Source organism: Halanaerobium salsuginis (genome assembly GCF_900114545.1).
GTDB lineage: Bacteria > Bacillota > Halanaerobiia > Halanaerobiales > Halanaerobiaceae > Halanaerobium > Halanaerobium salsuginis.
In genome coordinates this window covers 1-17,454 of sequence record NZ_FOTI01000055.1, presented here as the reverse complement: position 1 = coordinate 17,454, position 17,454 = coordinate 1, and the positions used below count along the sequence as shown (strand labels likewise).

Below are 17,454 nucleotides of genomic sequence, written 5' to 3'. Positions count from 1 at the left end.
TTATCTCGAAGAGAAGTATCCTGAATCATTTGAGTTTTTCTATCATGAATCTTTTCTGCTTTTTTGCCGCAGACAGGACATTTAACATGATCTATTTTATAGTCAGCTACAAAAACTAAATATTCCTCCGTTTTAATTAAATCTGTTGCAACTAGGTCTGGTAAATCCATTAAATCTGTGATAAGATTATTATGCATTTGCTTGACTCCTTTATTGAATTTTTGGTGTTGTAACTATTTAATTCAACGGAGCCAGGCAAATGCCTTTTTTATTTAGATATTTTTAGATTTACAGTTTTTTCTTCACAACATTAATTATACAACCTATAAGTTTACCAGATTTAACTTTAAATGATTTTAAGCTCTTTAAAATTAATGGTTCCAGAAAAAAATATGAAAAGAAGTATTTCCAACGTAGAGAAGCCCTGGTTTCACTTGGAGTAATGTTTATTTTAACTAATCAAAAATCATATTTAGACTCTCTAGAAGAAGTTATTTGGCAAATTTGCAATGAATTTACCTGGGCTTTACCAGCTCATATTCAATGGGAAGAACTTAATGAAGATGAAAAGCTTAATTTATATTCATTATATAATCAGCAGGAAAATAATAATTTTATTAATAAATCAAAAAAGTTAATTGATCTTTTTGCAGCTGAAACAGCTTTTTCTCTAGCAGAGATTGCCTATTTATTAGAAAAAGATTTATCACCTTTAATTTTAAATAGAATAAAAAACGAAATTTCATCTCGAGTATTATTACCTTTTAGTAATCTAAAAAATAAATATTGGTGGGAAAATGCAAAAATGAATTGGGCAGCAGTTTGTGCTGCTTCTGTGGGCAGTGCAGCTATATATTTACTTAATGATACGAAAGAATTAGTTTTTATTCTAAAAAGAGTTATTAAAAGTCTTACTGTGTATTTATCTTCTTTTGCAGAAGATGGTATTTCAAGAGAAGGACTTGCTTATTGGAACTATGGTTTTTCTTTTTATACATATTTTTCGGATTTATTAAAAAAAAGAAGTGGTAATAGAATTAATTTAATGAATTATCCTGAAATAAAAAATATTGCTCATTTTCAACAGAAAATGTTTTTAAATGATGATCAAATAATTTCTTTTTCTGATACACCATTAACATTTAAATTTAGGGCTGGCTTTACTTCAAAGTTAAAAGAATTTTATCCAGATTTAAATCTTCCAGAATTAAAATATAAAGCAGATTTTCATAGTGATGATTGTTATCGCTGGCCTCATATTATTAGAGATTTATTCTGGACCAGAACAGAACTATTTAATAGACAGAAATTTAATAACTTAGATTATCAAGAAGAGTATAGTTATGCTGAAGCTGCTAAATGGTTATTTTATAAAAATAAATTTGATAATCACAAACTAGTAATAGCTGCTAAAGCTGGTAATAATAACGAACCACATAATCATAATGATTTAGGGTCATTTATTTATCATTTTGCTGGGGAAAGTTTCTTAGTTGATCCAGGTAGTGGAGAATATAATAAAGACTATTTTGGAGAAAATCGTTATAACTATATTGTTACTAGTTCATTTGGACATTCAACTCCTATTATAGGTGGGGAAGGACAGCTTGCAGGTAAGTCATTTTGTAGTTCAGGTGAAAAAATTTCAACTATAAGTAACCAAATTATATTTAAATTTAATTTGGAAAAGGCCTATCAATTAGATAGTTTGCGATTATATCAAAGGAAATTTTTAATTAATAGAATAAATGGTCATCTTAAAATTAGTGATAAATTTGATTTTAACGAAAAATTAAATGTTGTGGAGAGATTTGTCAGTTTTTTTAAGCCAGAAAAAGTAGCCGATGATTTGGTTAAAATTCAGGGTAAAAAAAATTCTATTCTTATTAAATATGATCCAATATTATTTGATTTTGAATTAGATTCAGTAAATTTTACTACTCATACTGGGAAAACTCGTACACTGCAGTTGATTGATTTTAGAATCAATGCTGCTATTAGCTCTACTGAGTTTGTGTTTGAAATTTTTCCGTTTTTAGAAAATTAATAAAATAATAAGTAAAAAATAAGGAGATGAGACAAATGATAGATAATAAAGGTGAAAACCATATTGGAGCCCTACATGATGAAGATTACAAAGAAAAGTATTTTACTCCTCTAATTAATCATAATTCACTTATTTATGATATAAGTAGAGCAAAAGAATCTCTTAATGGCAAATGGAACTTCCAAATTGATCAATATGATACGTTTTTGAGAGCTAATTGGTATTCAAATGAGGAAAAAGATCAAAATGGTTTAGAAATGCCACTTGATCATAATTTTGATCATTGGGAAGAAATAAATGTTCCAGCCTGTTGGAATACAGAATCTAAAGAGTATTTTTATTATGAAGGTCCAGCAATATACCATAAATCATTTAAATATTCTAATTATGGTGAAGATAAAGTTTTTCTTAAAATAGGAGCCGCTAATTATGATAGTTATATATTTTTAAATAAAAAATTTTTAGGCCATCATCAGGGAGGATCAACTCCTTTTATGTTAGAGATTACTGATTATCTCAGTCAAGAAAATACTTTGCAAATTGCTGTTGATAATACCCGTCGGCGAGAAGCAGTTCCGACTAAGAATACAGATTGGTTTAATTATGGAGGAATTTATCGAGATGTAGAGTTGTTGAGATTGCCAGAAACATATATTAAAGATTTTTCACTTGCTTTAGCAGAAAATTCCTATCAACAACTTGTATTAAATCTAACAGCAGCTGGAGAAAATTTAACTGATAAAGTAAAGCTTGAAATTCCCGAATTAGAAATTGAACTTAATATTCCTCTGGCTAATGGTAAAGCAGAAGCTGTCTTTGCTGCTAAACCTGAATTATGGAGTCCAGATAATCCTAAACTATATCAAGTTATTATCAGTTATAGAAATGATAGAATTGAAGATCAGATTGGTTTTAGACAGGTTAAGGTTGAGGGTAGGGATATTTATCTGAATGGTAATAAAATTTTCTTGAAAGGAATAGCAGCTCATGAAGAAAGTTTAAATAATGGAAAAGCTGTAACTGAAACAGAGATAATTGAAAATATTAAACTAGCTAAAGAAATGAATTGTAATTATATTAGATTAGCTCATTATCCACATAGTTATAAAGTAGCCCAAATCGCGGATCAACTTGGAGTTATGCTTTGGGAAGAGATTCCTGTTTATTGGGCAATTTACTTTGAAAATCAATTTACTTATAATGATGCAGAAAATCAGCTGCTAGAATTAATTAAAAGAGATATAAATAGAGCCAGTGTAATTATTTGGTCAGTTGGTAATGAAAATGAAGATACAGATGCTCGCCTTAAATTTATGAGTGGTTTAGCCAATACTGCAAGAAAAGTTGATCCAACAAGACTTGTTTCTGCTGCCTGTCTGGTAGATGAAAAAAATAATAGGATTTCTGATCGTTTAACAGAATATCTTGATATAATAGGTCAAAATGAATATTATGGTTGGTATATACCAGATATTTCAAAGTTAATTGATTGTATGGAAAATAGTAAACCAGATAAACCAGTTGTAATAACTGAATTTGGTGCAGGGGCTTTAAGTGGAGAGCGTGGTACAAAAGATGATCTTTTTACAGAGGATTATCAGTTAAAAGTATATCAAAAACAAACAGAAGTATTAGGTAAAATTGAATATATTAAAGGACTAAGTCCCTGGATTTTATTTGATTTTCGTTGTCCCAGGAGAACTAATAAATATCAGCAGGGTTATAATCGCAAAGGATTATTATCAGCAGATAAAAAGCACAAAAAACTTGCTTTTTTTGAAATGCAGCGATTTTATTCTGAAATTTGATAAATGAGAGGTGAAAGTTAGTAGGGATAAAAATTAAAAAGTTAACCCTATTAATAAATAATGAAACTTTCTTTTAGTACTTTAGCATGTCCTGATTGGAATCTAGATAAAATAGTTGATTTTGCAGTAACAAATTCTTATGATGGCGTTGAATTAAGAATTGCTAAACCTCAGTTAACTACCGAGTATAGTCAGCAGGAGCGCTTAAAATTAAAAAAATTATTTGCCGAAAACAACCTAGAAATACCCTGTATTACAGCTTATACTAGATTTGGCTATCAAAAGTATGAACTGAGACAAGATAATCTAAAAAAATTGAGAGAAATAATTGATTTAGCTGCTGATATTGGTGCTAAATATATTCGGACTTTTGGTCCTGCTCCTGAGAATAAATGCAAACTAGATCAGGTTATAGAATGGATTAAAGAATCTTTTTTAATAATTGATATTTATGCAGAGCAGAAAGGAATAAAGATTTTATTAGAAAGTCATGATGAGCTCTGCCAGGGAAAAGACTTAATTAAAATTTTTGAGAATTCAAATTTAAAAAATTGTGGAGTTTTATGGGATGTTGCTCATTCTATACGAGCCGGAGAAAAAATTACTGAAACAATTAGCTATCTTAAAGATTATATTTATCATGTTCATCTTAAAGATTGGCTTAGTCTAAATGAGTCTGAAGATCGTTATGTTTTACTTGGAGCTGGTGAGCTGCCGCTGAATAAACTAATAAATAACTTAGCAAAGATTAATTATTGTGGTTATTTTTCTTTTGAATGGGAAAAAGTCTGGCATCCTGAAATTGAAGAGTCTGAGTTAGCTATAATTCAATATTCTAAAAAGATGAGAAATAATTTTTTAAACTAAATTCAACTGAAGTTAAATAAGGAGTGATTATATGAAAGAAGTAGGATTTGCTGTTGTTGGCGTCCGCAATTTTGCTGATAGTTATCTTAATAATATTGCAGAATTAGAAGAAGAAGGAGAAATTAAGCTAACCGCTGTAGTAGTTAAAGATCAAATTAAAAATGCTAAAAAAGTAAGAGATTTACGCGGCAGGGGAATAGCAATTTATAATTCTTATGAAACTTTATTAAAAGAAGCAAAAGCTAGTGTAGATATTATTGGTTTACCTATTTCTATACCTACTCACTCTAGATTAGCAATCAAAGGTATGCAGGCTGGCTACAATATTTTATTAGAAAAACCACCAGCTCCAACTATTCAAGAGTTAGATGCAATGATTAAAACAGAAAAAGAAACTGGTAAATTTGTTTCAATTGGTTTCCAGTTTATTCATTCAACAACAATTAGAAAAATTAAACATTTTATTTTGGACGGTAAATTGGGAGAAGTTAAAGAAATTGCAGCTAAAGGATTTTGGCCGCGTTTTAAATCATATTATGATCGTAATGATTGGGCAGGTAAGAGCGTATATCAGGGTCAACTTGTTTTAGATGGGCCAATCCATAATGCTTTTGCTCATTACTTAAATAACATGATATTTCTGGCGGGATCTGATTTAAATAGTTCTGCTCAGTTAAAACAGATAAGAGCCGAACTATATCGAGCTCATAGTTATATTGAGGCTGATGATACCTCTTGTCTTGCAGCTGAAACTACTACTGGCACTAAAATTTATTTTTATGTAACTCATGTACCGGAAAAAACAAGACATCCTTATATGGAGATCATTGGAACTAAGGGTAAAATAAAATGGCATATGGAAAATGAAGTTACAAAAATTGAATTAAATAATGGGCAGATAAATGAGTTTGATTGTGAAGATTTAAATCCTCATCAGGAAGTTTTTAGAGTGGCTGCTGCCAAGCAGCTGGGCTTAATTGAAAATTTATATTGTACACCGGAAAATACTAGAAGTTTTACCATTGCTATTAATGGGGCTTATGATTCTGCTAAAAAAATTAAAGTTATTCCACATCAATTAATTAAAGAATTTACTAATGATCAGGGGGAGTATCAAACGGTTTTACCAGGAATTGATAGTTTAATTGATAAAGCTTTTGAAGCTAGAAAATTACTATCTGATTTAAATGAAGTTGATTGGGCTGCTCAAAGTGAATGGATTAATCTTGAAAATTATAATATTTTTAATCCTTTTATTTAAAATAAAATAATAAAATTGAGCTCTTTATTTAGGAAGAGCTCAATTTTATAAAGCTATAATTTTTATAATTCATGCTTGACAAATCTCTTTAAATTATATATCGTATTATTTAAATATAGGTTAAATAAATTTAATTTAAATAAGATTATAATTAAAGAGGTGGATTAATTAATGCTGGAATTAGTTATTAAAAGAGCTTCAAATAATATTTTTAAAGTTATAAAAAATTATTCCTGGATATTTACTTTAGCAATTGGAATTGGGGGACTTTATTATCCTAAGTTAGGTTTGCTTGTTTTACCTGTTATAGTATTTTTAATTATTACTAGTTTTTTTACAGGAAGATTTTGGTGTGGTAATATTTGCTCACATGGCAGTTTATTTGATAATATATTTAAAAATTTCAGTTTGAGAAAAGGAATTCCTAATTTTTTAAAAACTAAAACTGCTAGTTTAATAATATTTACTTTTTTTATTTTTCAAATTGGAAGAAGACTTTTTAATTTAAAAAGCCACTTTGGTAAAATAACTTTACTAGATAGAATAGGATTTATCTTTGTTATTACATATCTTGTAGTTACAATTGTTGGAGGCATAGCAGCTGTATTTTTTTCTCCCAGGAGCTGGTGCCAGGTATGTCCGATGGGAACTATGCAGATTATTAGTGCTAAACTTGGTAATTTATTAGCTTTAAATCGACGTAGTAATTATTTAGTTACTATATCTGATCAAGATCAGTGCCGCCAGTGTGGAGTTTGTGCTAAAAACTGTCCGATGGAACTTCAGCCACAATTAGAATTTAATCAAAATGATCAATTTAATTCAACTGCTTGCATTCGCTGTGGAGAATGTTTAAACAGCTGCCCCTTAAATATTCTGAGTCTGGAATTAGAGGAGCATAATAATTTAGATAAAATTTAGTTATTTATTTTTATTTCTAAAAAATTTAAATTTTTTAGAAATAAAAGCAGGAGTTTAAATTTATATGTAGAATAGAAAATATAGAGGTTATCATATGTAACTTGTACTACAAATAAGAAGGGGTTTAATTATGGCTATAAAATCTGTAAAAAAAACTAATATAGTTGACCAAATATATGATCAGATGAAAGAGAATATAATGAGTGGAGAATGGAGCGCTGGAATGAAGATTCCTTCTGAAAATGAGCTATGTAATAAATTTAATGTAAGTAGAAATAGTGTTAGAAGTTCTATTCAGAAATTAAAAGCTTTGGGTGTATTAAAGACATATCAAGGTAAAGGAACTTTTGTTACTGAGTCAATTGGAGAAAACCTTGTGGATTCCTTTTTCCCTATTCGATATTTAAGTAAGGAAGAAATGCTAGATATAATAGAGTTTAGAAGTACTATTGAAAAAGAAAGCGTTAAGTTAGCAGCAATAAGAGCCGATCAAGCAGATATTAAATTAATAGAAAAAGCCTTATTAGATATGAAAAATAATACAGATGATTATACTAAATTTTCGATTGCAGATTACCAATTTCATTTAAATATAATTAAGGCTGCAAAAAATAGAATTTTTTATAGATCTATGATTAAATTAAAGGATTTTTTATATTCTCATCTGGAAGAAATGAATAAAAAAGGAGATCTCAAAACAAGTTTACTTGGACATTCTCGTTTATTTAATGCTATTAAAAGTGGTGACTATGAATTTGCTCAAAAGATCTCCAAAGATGATATGAAAAAGTTAAAAGAAGAGGCTCAAAAATACTATGATTAAATTTTTTCTTTTACTTGTTCTACAACCTACAAGTACTCAAAAAAATTAATTTTACATTATTTTAAAAAAATATACAAAATTAAAGAGGAGGATAAGATGAAAATAACTGATATTGATATTATTGTAACCTGTCCTGGTAGAAATTATGTAATTGTAAAGATAAGTACTGATGCAGGTATTTATGGGTGGGGAGATGCAACATTAAATGGCAGAGAGTTAGCTGTTGCAGAAACTTTAGAAAAACATTTAAAACCGCTATTATTAAATAAAAATCCAGATAATATTGAGGATATTTGGCAATATATATTTAGAGGTACTTATTGGCGAGGTGGCCCAGTATTAATGACTGCTTTAGCTGGTATTGATATGGCTTTATGGGATATAAAAGGAAAAGTAGCTGGTTTACCTCTTTATTCACTATTGGGGGGGAAAAGTAGAGATAAAGTTTTATGTTATACTCATGTTTATGGAAAAGATTTTAACTCTGTTAAAAATGAGGCAGAAAAACATATTAAGAAAGGATATAAAGCTATAAGAATTCAAGTTGATATACCTGGATGTGAAGGCACATATGGAACTAATGATAGTTACTCAGATAAACTACCAGTCCAGGAAATTTGGGAACCATCACCTTATTTACAAACAATACCAGAGCTATTTAAATATTTGCGGAAAGAGTTAGGAAATGAAATTGAATTATTACATGATGTGCATGAAAGGCTGACCCCAGTTGAAGCGAAAATATTGGCCTCCCAATTAGAACCATATCGATTATTTTTCTTAGAGGATCCAATTAGGCCAGAACATAAAGCTAGTTTTAATGTTTTTAGACAAACAGCCAAAATTCCAATTGCTATGGGAGAATTATATAATACAAAATGGGAAGCAATGCAGGTTATGGAAAAGCAATTAATTGATTATATAAGATGTGACTTAAGTCATATTGGAGGAATAACAGAGGCGAAAAAAATTGCAAATATTGCTGAAATTTATAATATTAAAACAGCCTGGCATGGACCTGCTGATATATCACCTATTTCTCATCTAGCTAATGTACATTTAGATCTTAGTATCCCTAATTTTGGTATTCAAGAACAAACCGAATTTTTTCCGCCGGAAGTTAAAGATGTTTTTTCTAATCTGCCGCTCTTTAAAGATGGATATCTTACAGTTTCTGATAAGGCAGGTTTAGGTATTGAAATTGATGAAGAAGCCGCCTGCCAATATCCTTATAAGAGAGGGTACTTACCTACTTCACGAAGAAAAGATGGTAGTGTTCAGGATTGGTAATAAAATATAATTTCAAATTAAAGTTTTTATTTTGAATTAATTCCTTAATAGAGAGGAGGACAAAATTACTTAGATTCTTTGTTAATAAAAAAAGGAGGGTTATTAATGTTAAAAGAAAATGGTAAAATGGTGTTTTTAATTATGATATTTTTTTCAATTTTGTTTGTAAATTCAAATGTTATGGCAGAAGATGTAGTTCTTAAATATTTGACTCATAGTACACTTGAAGAACCTGCTAGAACTATAATATTAAATGGAATAGCAAAGTTTGAAAAAGATAATCCTAATATAAAAATCGATGTTGAAAGTGTTCCTAATGATCAAATTCAGCAAAAAGCTGTAACATATGCTAAGGTAGGAATGTTTCCAGATCTTGTTGGTTTACAGGGGATGGGTATCGAACCATTTGCTTCTGATGGCAATCTTTTAGATATTACAGATAAAGTAAAAGAAGATAAATTAGCAGATCAGTTTATGGATCTAGAGGCAGGAAAAGGGCTTGACGGTAAAGTATATGGTTTACCACTATATGGTGGTACAGATGCTTTATATTACAACCCTAAACTTTTTAAAGAGGTTGGTTTAGATCCTGATAATCCTCCTAAAACTTATGCGGAATTATTAAAATATGCTCAAAAATTAACCAAACCAGATATTGGTCAGTATGGAATGGGTATTTATGGAGCTACTGTGCACGCAGTTAGAATTATGCATTATATGAGTAATGCAGGTTCTAGAGAAGGTAGAATGCTAAAATTAAATGAAGATAAAAAAAGCTGGGATATTTTGGTTAATAGTCCAACCTCTCTGAAAGGATGGCAGTTTTTAAATAGTCTAGTTAAAGCAGAAGTTGTACCGCCAAATACTGTTGAGTTAACCTACCCTGATTTAATTAGTTTATTTGCCCAGGAAAAAGTTGCTATGATTACAACCGGTCCCTGGGGAATTGCAACTATTAAGTCTTCTAATCCAGATATAGAATTTAAAATTAGTCAGCATCCAACAATTGATGGCAGCAAACCAGTATTGAGAACTGCTCCTTTAATTACGGCAATTGGTAGTGAGACTGAACATCCAGCTGAAGCATATAAATTTCTGAAATATCTAACTATAAATGTTGGGGTTGAACTAGCAGCAAATGGGTATGGAATTATGACCCAAAAGGCTGCTAATGATCCCAGAATTGCAAAGAATCCCCAGATGGTTGTTTTTGCTAACCAGCAGAAAAATGCTTATTTTTCAGCTCAAGAATTACTCTTGCCTGAATGGCTGCAGGTTAAGGATCAGGCCTGGGGTCCAGCCTGGGAAAATATGCTGATTGGTAATCTTACTCCAGAAGAAGCAGTTAATCAAGCAGCTAGAGATATTAAAGATATTTTAGGATCAAAGGGTAACTTAATTTATCCAGTGAAATAATAATGACTACCAGGAGTTTAATTGCAATTAAACTCCTGGTACTAAAGAGGTGAATTTAATGAATTATAATGTTTTTAGCACAAAAATACTATCTTCAAAAAAAATTGTGCCTTATTTATTTATAGCTCCTGGAATCATTATTTTAGCAGGACTAATAATTTATCCCACTTTACTTGCTGTGCTTAGAAGTTTCAATGTTAATAATAGTTTTAGTATAGCAAATTATTTAAATATTTTTACTGATAAACTTTTCTGGTTTACTTTAAAAAATACTTTTTTATTTAGTGTAATATCTGTACTAGGTCATTATATTTTAGGTTTGCTAATATCACTTCTAATAAACAAAGCTATATATGCAAGAAGTTTTTTTCGGATTTCTTTTTTAGTACCCTGGATGTTTCCAGCAGTTGTACCTGGTATTATTTGGCGCTGGCTAGTTCATGGCCAATTTGGCATATTAAATGAAATTTTAGTGAAAGTGGGAATGATTGATAAATATATTCCGTGGTTAGCATCACCAGATACTGCATTGATTCTCGTTATATTAGCTAATGTATGGCGTGGGTTTCCAATTTTTGTTGCAGTATTACTTGCTGGTTTACAAACTGTTCCTGGTGAATTATATAATGCTGCTGATGTTGATGGAGCAAATATTTTGCAAAAATTTTTAAATGTGACAATGCCGCATTTAAAAGCAGTTTCTGTTACGATGATTTTAGTAGATTTGATCTGGCAATTTAATAGTTTTGCTATTGTCCAGACAATGACAAAAGGTGGTCCTGCCAATTCTAGTGAAGTATTAGCAACTTTTATTTATAAAAATGCTTTTAATTATAATAATTATGAAATAGCTTCAGCACTTGGTATAGTACTGCTTTTAGTTATGTTAATTCCAGGAGCAATTTATGTAAGTAGTGCACTAAAAGATAATTAGGCTAAATATAGAGGAGAGAGTTTATGAAGAAAATTACTAGACTAAAAATTATTAAGTCAATTTTATCATTAATATTATTATCACTAATAATATTTCCTTTCTTTTGGATAATAATTACCTCTTTTAAATCAATGGGGGAATCCGTAAGTGTTCCGCCAACATTTATTCCAGTTAACTGGACATTGAGTGCATATCAGAGATTATTTGGTCCAAGAAACTTTTTTGGATACATAAGTAATAGCTTTGTGATAGCTATATCTTCAGTCTTTTTTGGTATATTAATTGGCGGTTGGACAGCATATGGACTGTCAAGATTTTGGTTTAAAGGTAAGTTACAGACAAATGCCTTTATTTTAATTTGTTTAAGTTTTCCAAGACCATTATTAGTCATACCATATTTTTTAATTATGGTAAAATTAGGTCTGTATGACACATTAACTTCCTTGATATTGTCATATTTAACTTTTACGTTGCCATTTATTACCTGGATGTTAAAATCATATTTTGATACTATACCACAAGAGTTAGATGAGGCGGCACTTGTAGATGGAGCAAATTATTTTACAATTTATTGGAAGATTGTATTTCCTTTAGCTAAGCCAGGCTTTGTGGCAACTGGAATTTTTGCTTTTCTAAATGCCTGGAATGAATATATGTTTGGCTTAACTTTAACAAGTTCTGATTCTTCCAGAACAATGCCTGTTGCCTTAGGATCTTTATTGGGAGAATTCATGACAGATTGGCCAACTATCATGGCAGGAGCGGTGATAGCTTCAATACCTGTAATAATAATATTTTTCTTTATGCAAAAACAGTTAATTTATGGTTTAACAGGTGGAGCTCTAAAAGGATAAAATTTTAGCTTAAGTCATCTAGACTATAGAGAAACTTTAGCATTTCAGCAATAACAGTATATAATTCTTCTGGAATTTCTTCTCCAATATTTAATTGGGCTAGAACTTCTACAACATCCTTATCTTCCCGGATAGGGATGTTTTTTTCACGGGCTTTTTCTAATATTTTTTCAGCAATAATTCCTTTGCCACTTGCTATAATTCGGGGGGCATTATCCTGATTATGATTATATTTTAAAGCAACAGTTTTTTTGTTTTTTAGATTATTTTTATTTTGCTTCATTGTCTGCCTCCAATTATAAAACTATACTTTTAAGTCAAGATGAATATATTTACCATTACTGCCACTATCATTTAGTTCAGACAGAATTAGTTGATTAAAAAAGTTATGTTTTTGCTGTTCAGGATTAGAAAAGTTTTTGATTTTAACTGTCTTAATTTCAAAACCCTTGTTAGTTAGATTATCCTTTAAAGAACTAAAATTAGCTTGGATTAATTGGGCAGTTTGAGCTGAATCAGTAAAAAAAGTACTATTAATTGTTTTACCTTGAATTGAAATATTACTTTGAATAGCACCTATTTTTTCAAATTCCATAATAAAACTTATTTTAAATCCTTTATCTAACCTGCTCTTTTCCTGCTGAGTTTCTTTTTCATCTGCTTCTATTTTTAACATTAGAGAGGATAACTTATTATTGCTGAGTTGAACTGGTATTTCTAAAGCCAGCAGAGGAGCATTCTGTGACAATTGCTGCAGATTAATTAACTTTTGGCCCAGTAAATTAGCAGTAAGACGATCTTCAGTTTCACCACTAAGTTTATTAAATAAGGTAAGCAGCTGATCGTTTATTTTTGACTTGGCCTGAATAGACTCGGCTAATTTTTCTGCGGATAATTCTGGATTAAGACTGCTTTCTCTATTTGAAATTAAACTTTGTTGTTCTATTTTTACCTGTTGGAGAACATCACTTTTATTGTTTAGATCAATTATTTTTTGCTGAGTATCTGGATTTGAAAATAAACTACTTAAATTTTTAAGTAAATTTTCAGTTAAAGGAAGCTGGTTATCTTGTAAAAAAACAGCTGCTTTGAGTAGAGCTGTTTTTTCTTCTGTACCAGTAATTTGATTATTATTTAAATATTCATTTAAAATTTTAATTGTTCCCAGATCAAAATTTTTAGTTAAATTAGTCAGATTATCTAAAATTAAACTCTTAAATTCGGAATCAAGATTATTAAAGGAGTTTAAATCATTTAAAATAAGCTGGTTAGGAAGATCACTTTGACCAGTATTTTGCTGCCCGGTCGAATTAACTAGCTGGCTATCAGTTAATTGATTATTTTTAGAAGTAATATTTTGCTCAATTGTAGGATTAGGCTGTTCGTTATTATTAATTTGCTGGTTAGCAATTTTTGTCAGAGAAGTTTTTAATTCTTTAAGCTCAAGACCTCCCAGTAGTTGTTCCAGCTGATTTTCTGTTATGTTCTGATTAGTAGTTATAAAATCTTCTAAAAGTGAACTTAAGGAGCTATTATTATTAAAAATTGATCTTAATGCATCAACGAGCTTATTAGAAAAGGGTAAACCATTGCTCTCCAGGAATGCAAAAGCTTTAATTATAGCCATTTTATCTTCACTGCTTGTTGCAGGATTTTGATTTAAATATTGCAGTAAGTTACTAACTGTTTTCTCTGTTAAAGGCATTTCTAATTTGGCCCAACTATCAAGCAGCATTTTTTGAGTGTCATCTTCGAGCGAGGCTAATAAGCGAAAAATTTCTGGTAATAGCTGTGTTTCTTTATTTTGAACTTCTTTTTCATCTGTAGTTAAGTTATCAGTATTTAAAGCTTGTCTTAAAATACCAATATCCATTTTTCTTACAGGAGCTAAAGAACTAAGATCCATTTTAATCACCTCTGACTAAATAGTAAGTTATAACATTAATTCGTTAAAATTGATTGAAATCCTTTAAATTATCATATATTATTATACCATAACTTTAAATTATTATTTATCAAGGAGGTATTTATGTCTAAAAATTGTAATAACTGCTGCTGTGGTAATCAAAATAATCTAGATCAGGCAGAATTAGCAGATGCTATAGAAAAAAAACAAAGACAGCAGTTAAAATATATTGTTAAGTATAGAGCTGAGTTAGAAGAATTGAATTGTCAAAAAGAAGAATTGATTGAGCGAGTTCAGGCATATTTAGGTATTGTAGAAGAAGTAGAATTTACTGAAACCGAACTAATTATTTCTTATGATGATAGATTAGTAACTCCAGCTGAAATTTCAGATTTGATTCAATAAAACTATAATGAGGTGGTAAATTTGTTAAGCCATGAAATTGATTATGAAATAATTGGAAATGATATGCAGGTAGTAGAAGTAGAGCTTGACCCTGAAGAAACGGTTATAGCTGAAGCTGGAGCAATGAACTGGCTTGATCATGGAATTTCTTTTGAAGCTAAAATGGGTGATGGAACTGAGGTTAATAAGTCAGTTCTTGGTAAGTTATTTGGAGCTGGCAAAAGAGCTCTGACTGGTGAATCTATCTTTATGACTCATTTTACTAATCAGGGAACTGGCAAAAAGAAGATTGCTTTTGCAGCACCCTATCCAGGTAAAATTATTGATTTAGATTTAGAAAATATGCCAGGTAATCAATTCACTTGCCAAAAAGATGCTTTTTTGTGTGCTGCTTTAGGTACAAAAGTAGATATTACTTTTAGTAAACGCTTTGGAAGTGGTATTTTTGGTGGGGAAGGATTTATACTGCAAAAGTTGAGTGGAAATGGAAAGGCATTTGTTCATGCTGGAGGAACTGTAGTAAAAAAAGAACTAACGAATGAAAAATTAAAAGTTGATACAGGCTGTCTGGTTGGTTTTACCGAAGGTATTGATTATAATATTGAAAGAGCAGGTAATTTGAAGTCTATGTTATTTGGTGGAGAAGGGATGTTTTTAGCGACACTTTCCGGTACAGGTACAGTTTATCTACAGAGTTTACCATTTTCAAGATTAGCAGATCGTATTATTAAAAATGCTCCCCAGGTTGGTGGCAAACAAAAGGGAGAAGGTTCACTTTTGGGGCAGTTAGGAAATATGCTCGATGGAGACAATTTTTAAATATATGTAAACTATTTTACTTGCAAACCTCACAAATTATTAGATAATAAGGAGTAATAAACAGAAAAAATTATCTTTAATTGGGGAGGTATCAATAATGATAACTTTACAAGAAATAAAATCTAATTCAGATTTTCAGCATATGATAAAAGAAGCAAATAATTATCTTGCAGAAAAGGGCTATACAGAACACGGCTTTAGGCATGTCAATTATGTTTCGAGAACAACAAAAAGAATTTTAACTGAGCTTGGTTATGACAAGGAAACAGTAGAACTAGGTGCAATAGCCGGCTATTTGCATGATATAGGAAATATGTTTAATCGTAAATACCATGGTGTTTCGGGAGCTAATATTGTTTATACTGAGTTGAGACGGCTTGAAGTTCCTTTAAAAGAAATAACTCAAATAACAACTGCTATAGCAAATCATGATGTTGAAATAGGTAAAGCAGTTAGCCCAATTACAGCAGCTTTAATTCTGGCAGATAAGAGTGATGCTCATAACACTAGAGTTAATAAAAAGAATTCTACTTTTATTCATGATCGAGTTAATTTAGCAATTAAGGATTCTAAAATTACTGTTCAGCCTGATGATAATACAATAACTTTAAGTATCAATTATGATTCTTCGATTAGTCAGGTAATGGATTATTTTGAAATTTATCTATATAGAATGGAAATGTGTAAAGAAGCAGCTTCTTATTTAGGTTGTAGATTTAGATTGCTAATTAATAATCTCGAACTATTGGGCCATGTTAATTATCAAGCAGATTAGTTTTCTGCTAGCAAATTTATTGTTAGTTAAATTTTAGTTAGGATGGTAATTATGTTTTTTAAATTATTAGCATTATTTATTATAGTTCCTTTAGTAGAACTTTTTTTGATTCTACAAGTTGGAAAATTCATTGGAATCATGCCAACTATATTAATTATTGTTTTTACAGGTACAGCTGGAATAACTATTGCAAGAAGACAAGGCTATCAAGTTATTAATAATATAAGAACAAATTTAAATCAAGGTAAAGTCCCTACTGATGATTTAATAAGTGCTTTTTTAATATTGGTTGGAGGTTTAACACTATTGACACCAGGCTTTTTAACCGATGTAACAGGTTTTCTGCTAATCTTACCAGGTCCACGGAGAATTATAGCTAGTTTTGTAAAAAAATATTTTATAAAATATCTTGGTAACTCAAAATTAAATATAAATTATCAAGATTCTAACCGAACTAATTATCAAGAACAAAATTATCAGAATGATGATTTTATTGATATAGAGGCAGAAGAAGTTAAATCAGATGATTAATAAAAAAGGACCCTATTTTAAAATAGGGTCCTTTTAGTTAAGCGTTCTGGTAAAGTAACCGATGTCTAAGATTAAAAACATGAGCAAAAGCATAGTTGTTTTCTAGCTGTATTTCATAAAGTAATTTATTGGTTAGGAGAATACACACTTTAAAAGTAGCAGCAATATCATTTTCAAAGCTGTAGTTTTCTGCTAGAAAATTTGCATGTTCTTTTTCGATAAAATCAGCTAAAGAGTTTCTATAAACAAAATTATCTTCAATTAATCCTTTGAAAAAATCAGGATGAAGATTAGCTGCATAACGATTTAATTTCCATTCATGAAAAATATGAATAAATTTTTCTTTTAATGTGCCGGGAGCAAGTTCAGGATCATTATGTGCCCGGCTAAAATAATCAGCAATATAATGAAATAATTCTCCTAATTTAACGGAAAATCTGTAAGGATTCCGGTCAGGATTAATTTCTTTTATTTCTTCAAATTGTTTATAAAAAATTTCTATAGTTTCATCCTTAAAATGGCTGATTTCACCTTCAATATAGTCTGGTTTCATGCTTCCCCATGCTAGTGCAAATTTAGAAAGCCAGATGTCCTGTTTAGCAAAATAATCATGAATTTTATAAGCCAGTAATTTATGGGTCCTAGTATCCAGTTTTTATACCTCCTATAATTAAGGTCTAATCTACTTTATCGACTAAATAAATAATAACACAGAAAACCCTGTTTAGCAAATGGAATAATCTTACTTTTACTTAAATTTAACATTAACTATTTTTATAATTTATTTAAAATAATTT

17 protein-coding genes and 1 pseudogene are annotated in these 17,454 nt (G+C 30.0%); 14 read left to right on the top strand and 4 right to left on the bottom strand.

Annotated features, from left to right (window positions below):
- Positions 1–197: pseudogene (locus tag BMZ74_RS12925) on the bottom strand (hypothetical protein); the annotation flags it as partial.
- 245 nt (positions 198–442) lie between these two features.
- Here BMZ74_RS12925 and BMZ74_RS12920 point away from each other — a divergent pair.
- From BMZ74_RS12920 to BMZ74_RS12875, 10 genes are all read left to right on the top strand, one after another.
- On the top strand, positions 443–2,047 hold the full coding sequence (locus BMZ74_RS12920) for a heparinase II/III domain-containing protein (protein ID WP_089862631.1): 1,605 nt from the start codon (positions 443–445) through the stop codon (positions 2,045–2,047).
- 35 nt (positions 2,048–2,082) lie between these two features.
- Entirely contained in the window at positions 2,083–3,855 is a 1,773-nt protein-coding gene (locus BMZ74_RS12915; RefSeq protein WP_089862630.1) for a glycoside hydrolase family 2 protein, read from the top strand.
- Positions 3,856–3,915: 60 nt separating this feature from the next.
- Positions 3,916–4,722: a sugar phosphate isomerase/epimerase family protein gene (locus tag BMZ74_RS12910; RefSeq protein ID WP_089862629.1), complete on the top strand. Its 807-nt coding sequence runs from the start codon at positions 3,916–3,918 to the stop codon at positions 4,720–4,722.
- Between the two features lie 31 nt (positions 4,723–4,753).
- On the top strand, positions 4,754–5,983 hold the full coding sequence (locus BMZ74_RS12905; RefSeq protein WP_089862628.1) for a Gfo/Idh/MocA family protein: 1,230 nt from the start codon (positions 4,754–4,756) through the stop codon (positions 5,981–5,983).
- A 171-nt stretch (positions 5,984–6,154) separates the two neighbouring features.
- A complete protein-coding gene (locus BMZ74_RS12900; protein ID WP_089862627.1) occupies positions 6,155–6,904 on the top strand; it encodes a 4Fe-4S binding protein in 750 nt (249 codons plus the stop codon).
- A 130-nt stretch (positions 6,905–7,034) separates the two neighbouring features.
- A complete protein-coding gene (locus BMZ74_RS12895) occupies positions 7,035–7,727 on the top strand; it encodes a FadR/GntR family transcriptional regulator (protein WP_089862626.1) in 693 nt (230 codons plus the stop codon).
- A gap of 96 nt (positions 7,728–7,823) precedes the next feature.
- A complete protein-coding gene (gene manD / locus BMZ74_RS12890; protein WP_089862625.1) occupies positions 7,824–9,017 on the top strand; it encodes a D-mannonate dehydratase ManD in 1,194 nt (397 codons plus the stop codon).
- A 105-nt stretch (positions 9,018–9,122) separates the two neighbouring features.
- Entirely contained in the window at positions 9,123–10,433 is a 1,311-nt protein-coding gene (locus BMZ74_RS12885; protein ID WP_089862624.1) for an ABC transporter substrate-binding protein, read from the top strand.
- 58 nt (positions 10,434–10,491) lie between these two features.
- Complete coding sequence (locus tag BMZ74_RS12880) at positions 10,492–11,367, top strand: carbohydrate ABC transporter permease (protein ID WP_089862623.1); 876 nt, start codon at positions 10,492–10,494, stop codon at positions 11,365–11,367.
- Between the two features lie 23 nt (positions 11,368–11,390).
- Positions 11,391–12,221, top strand: coding sequence for a carbohydrate ABC transporter permease (locus BMZ74_RS12875; RefSeq protein WP_089862622.1), 831 nt, complete (start codon positions 11,391–11,393; stop codon positions 12,219–12,221).
- A 4-nt stretch (positions 12,222–12,225) separates the two neighbouring features.
- On the opposite strand, the gene BMZ74_RS12870 is transcribed toward BMZ74_RS12875, so the two are convergent.
- Both BMZ74_RS12870 and fliK read right to left on the bottom strand, forming a co-directional pair.
- Positions 12,226–12,504 (bottom strand): EscU/YscU/HrcU family type III secretion system export apparatus switch protein, encoded by a 279-nt coding sequence (locus BMZ74_RS12870; protein ID WP_089862621.1) that lies wholly within the window; start codon positions 12,502–12,504, stop codon positions 12,226–12,228.
- 21 nt (positions 12,505–12,525) lie between these two features.
- Positions 12,526–14,127, bottom strand: coding sequence for a flagellar hook-length control protein FliK (fliK, locus tag BMZ74_RS12865; RefSeq protein WP_089862620.1), 1,602 nt, complete (start codon positions 14,125–14,127; stop codon positions 12,526–12,528).
- 123 nt (positions 14,128–14,250) lie between these two features.
- Here fliK and BMZ74_RS12860 point away from each other — a divergent pair, with 123 nt between their 5' ends.
- From BMZ74_RS12860 to BMZ74_RS12845, 4 genes are all read left to right on the top strand, one after another.
- Positions 14,251–14,532, top strand: a complete 282-nt coding sequence (locus BMZ74_RS12860) for a hypothetical protein (RefSeq protein WP_089862619.1) — start codon at positions 14,251–14,253, stop codon at positions 14,530–14,532.
- Between the two features lie 21 nt (positions 14,533–14,553).
- On the top strand, positions 14,554–15,351 hold the full coding sequence (locus BMZ74_RS12855) for a TIGR00266 family protein (RefSeq protein WP_089862618.1): 798 nt from the start codon (positions 14,554–14,556) through the stop codon (positions 15,349–15,351).
- Positions 15,352–15,448: 97 nt separating this feature from the next.
- Entirely contained in the window at positions 15,449–16,126 is a 678-nt protein-coding gene (locus BMZ74_RS12850) for an HDIG domain-containing metalloprotein (protein WP_089862617.1), read from the top strand.
- Positions 16,127–16,177: 51 nt separating this feature from the next.
- Positions 16,178–16,657 (top strand): FxsA family protein, encoded by a 480-nt coding sequence (locus tag BMZ74_RS12845; protein ID WP_089862616.1) that lies wholly within the window; start codon positions 16,178–16,180, stop codon positions 16,655–16,657.
- A gap of 37 nt (positions 16,658–16,694) precedes the next feature.
- On the opposite strand, the gene BMZ74_RS12840 is transcribed toward BMZ74_RS12845, so the two are convergent.
- Positions 16,695–17,285 carry a zinc dependent phospholipase C family protein gene (locus BMZ74_RS12840; RefSeq protein ID WP_089862615.1) on the bottom strand — a complete coding sequence of 197 codons (591 nt, stop codon included), beginning with the start codon at positions 17,283–17,285 and terminating at the stop codon, positions 16,695–16,697.
- Positions 17,286–17,454: the final 169 nt, after the last annotated feature.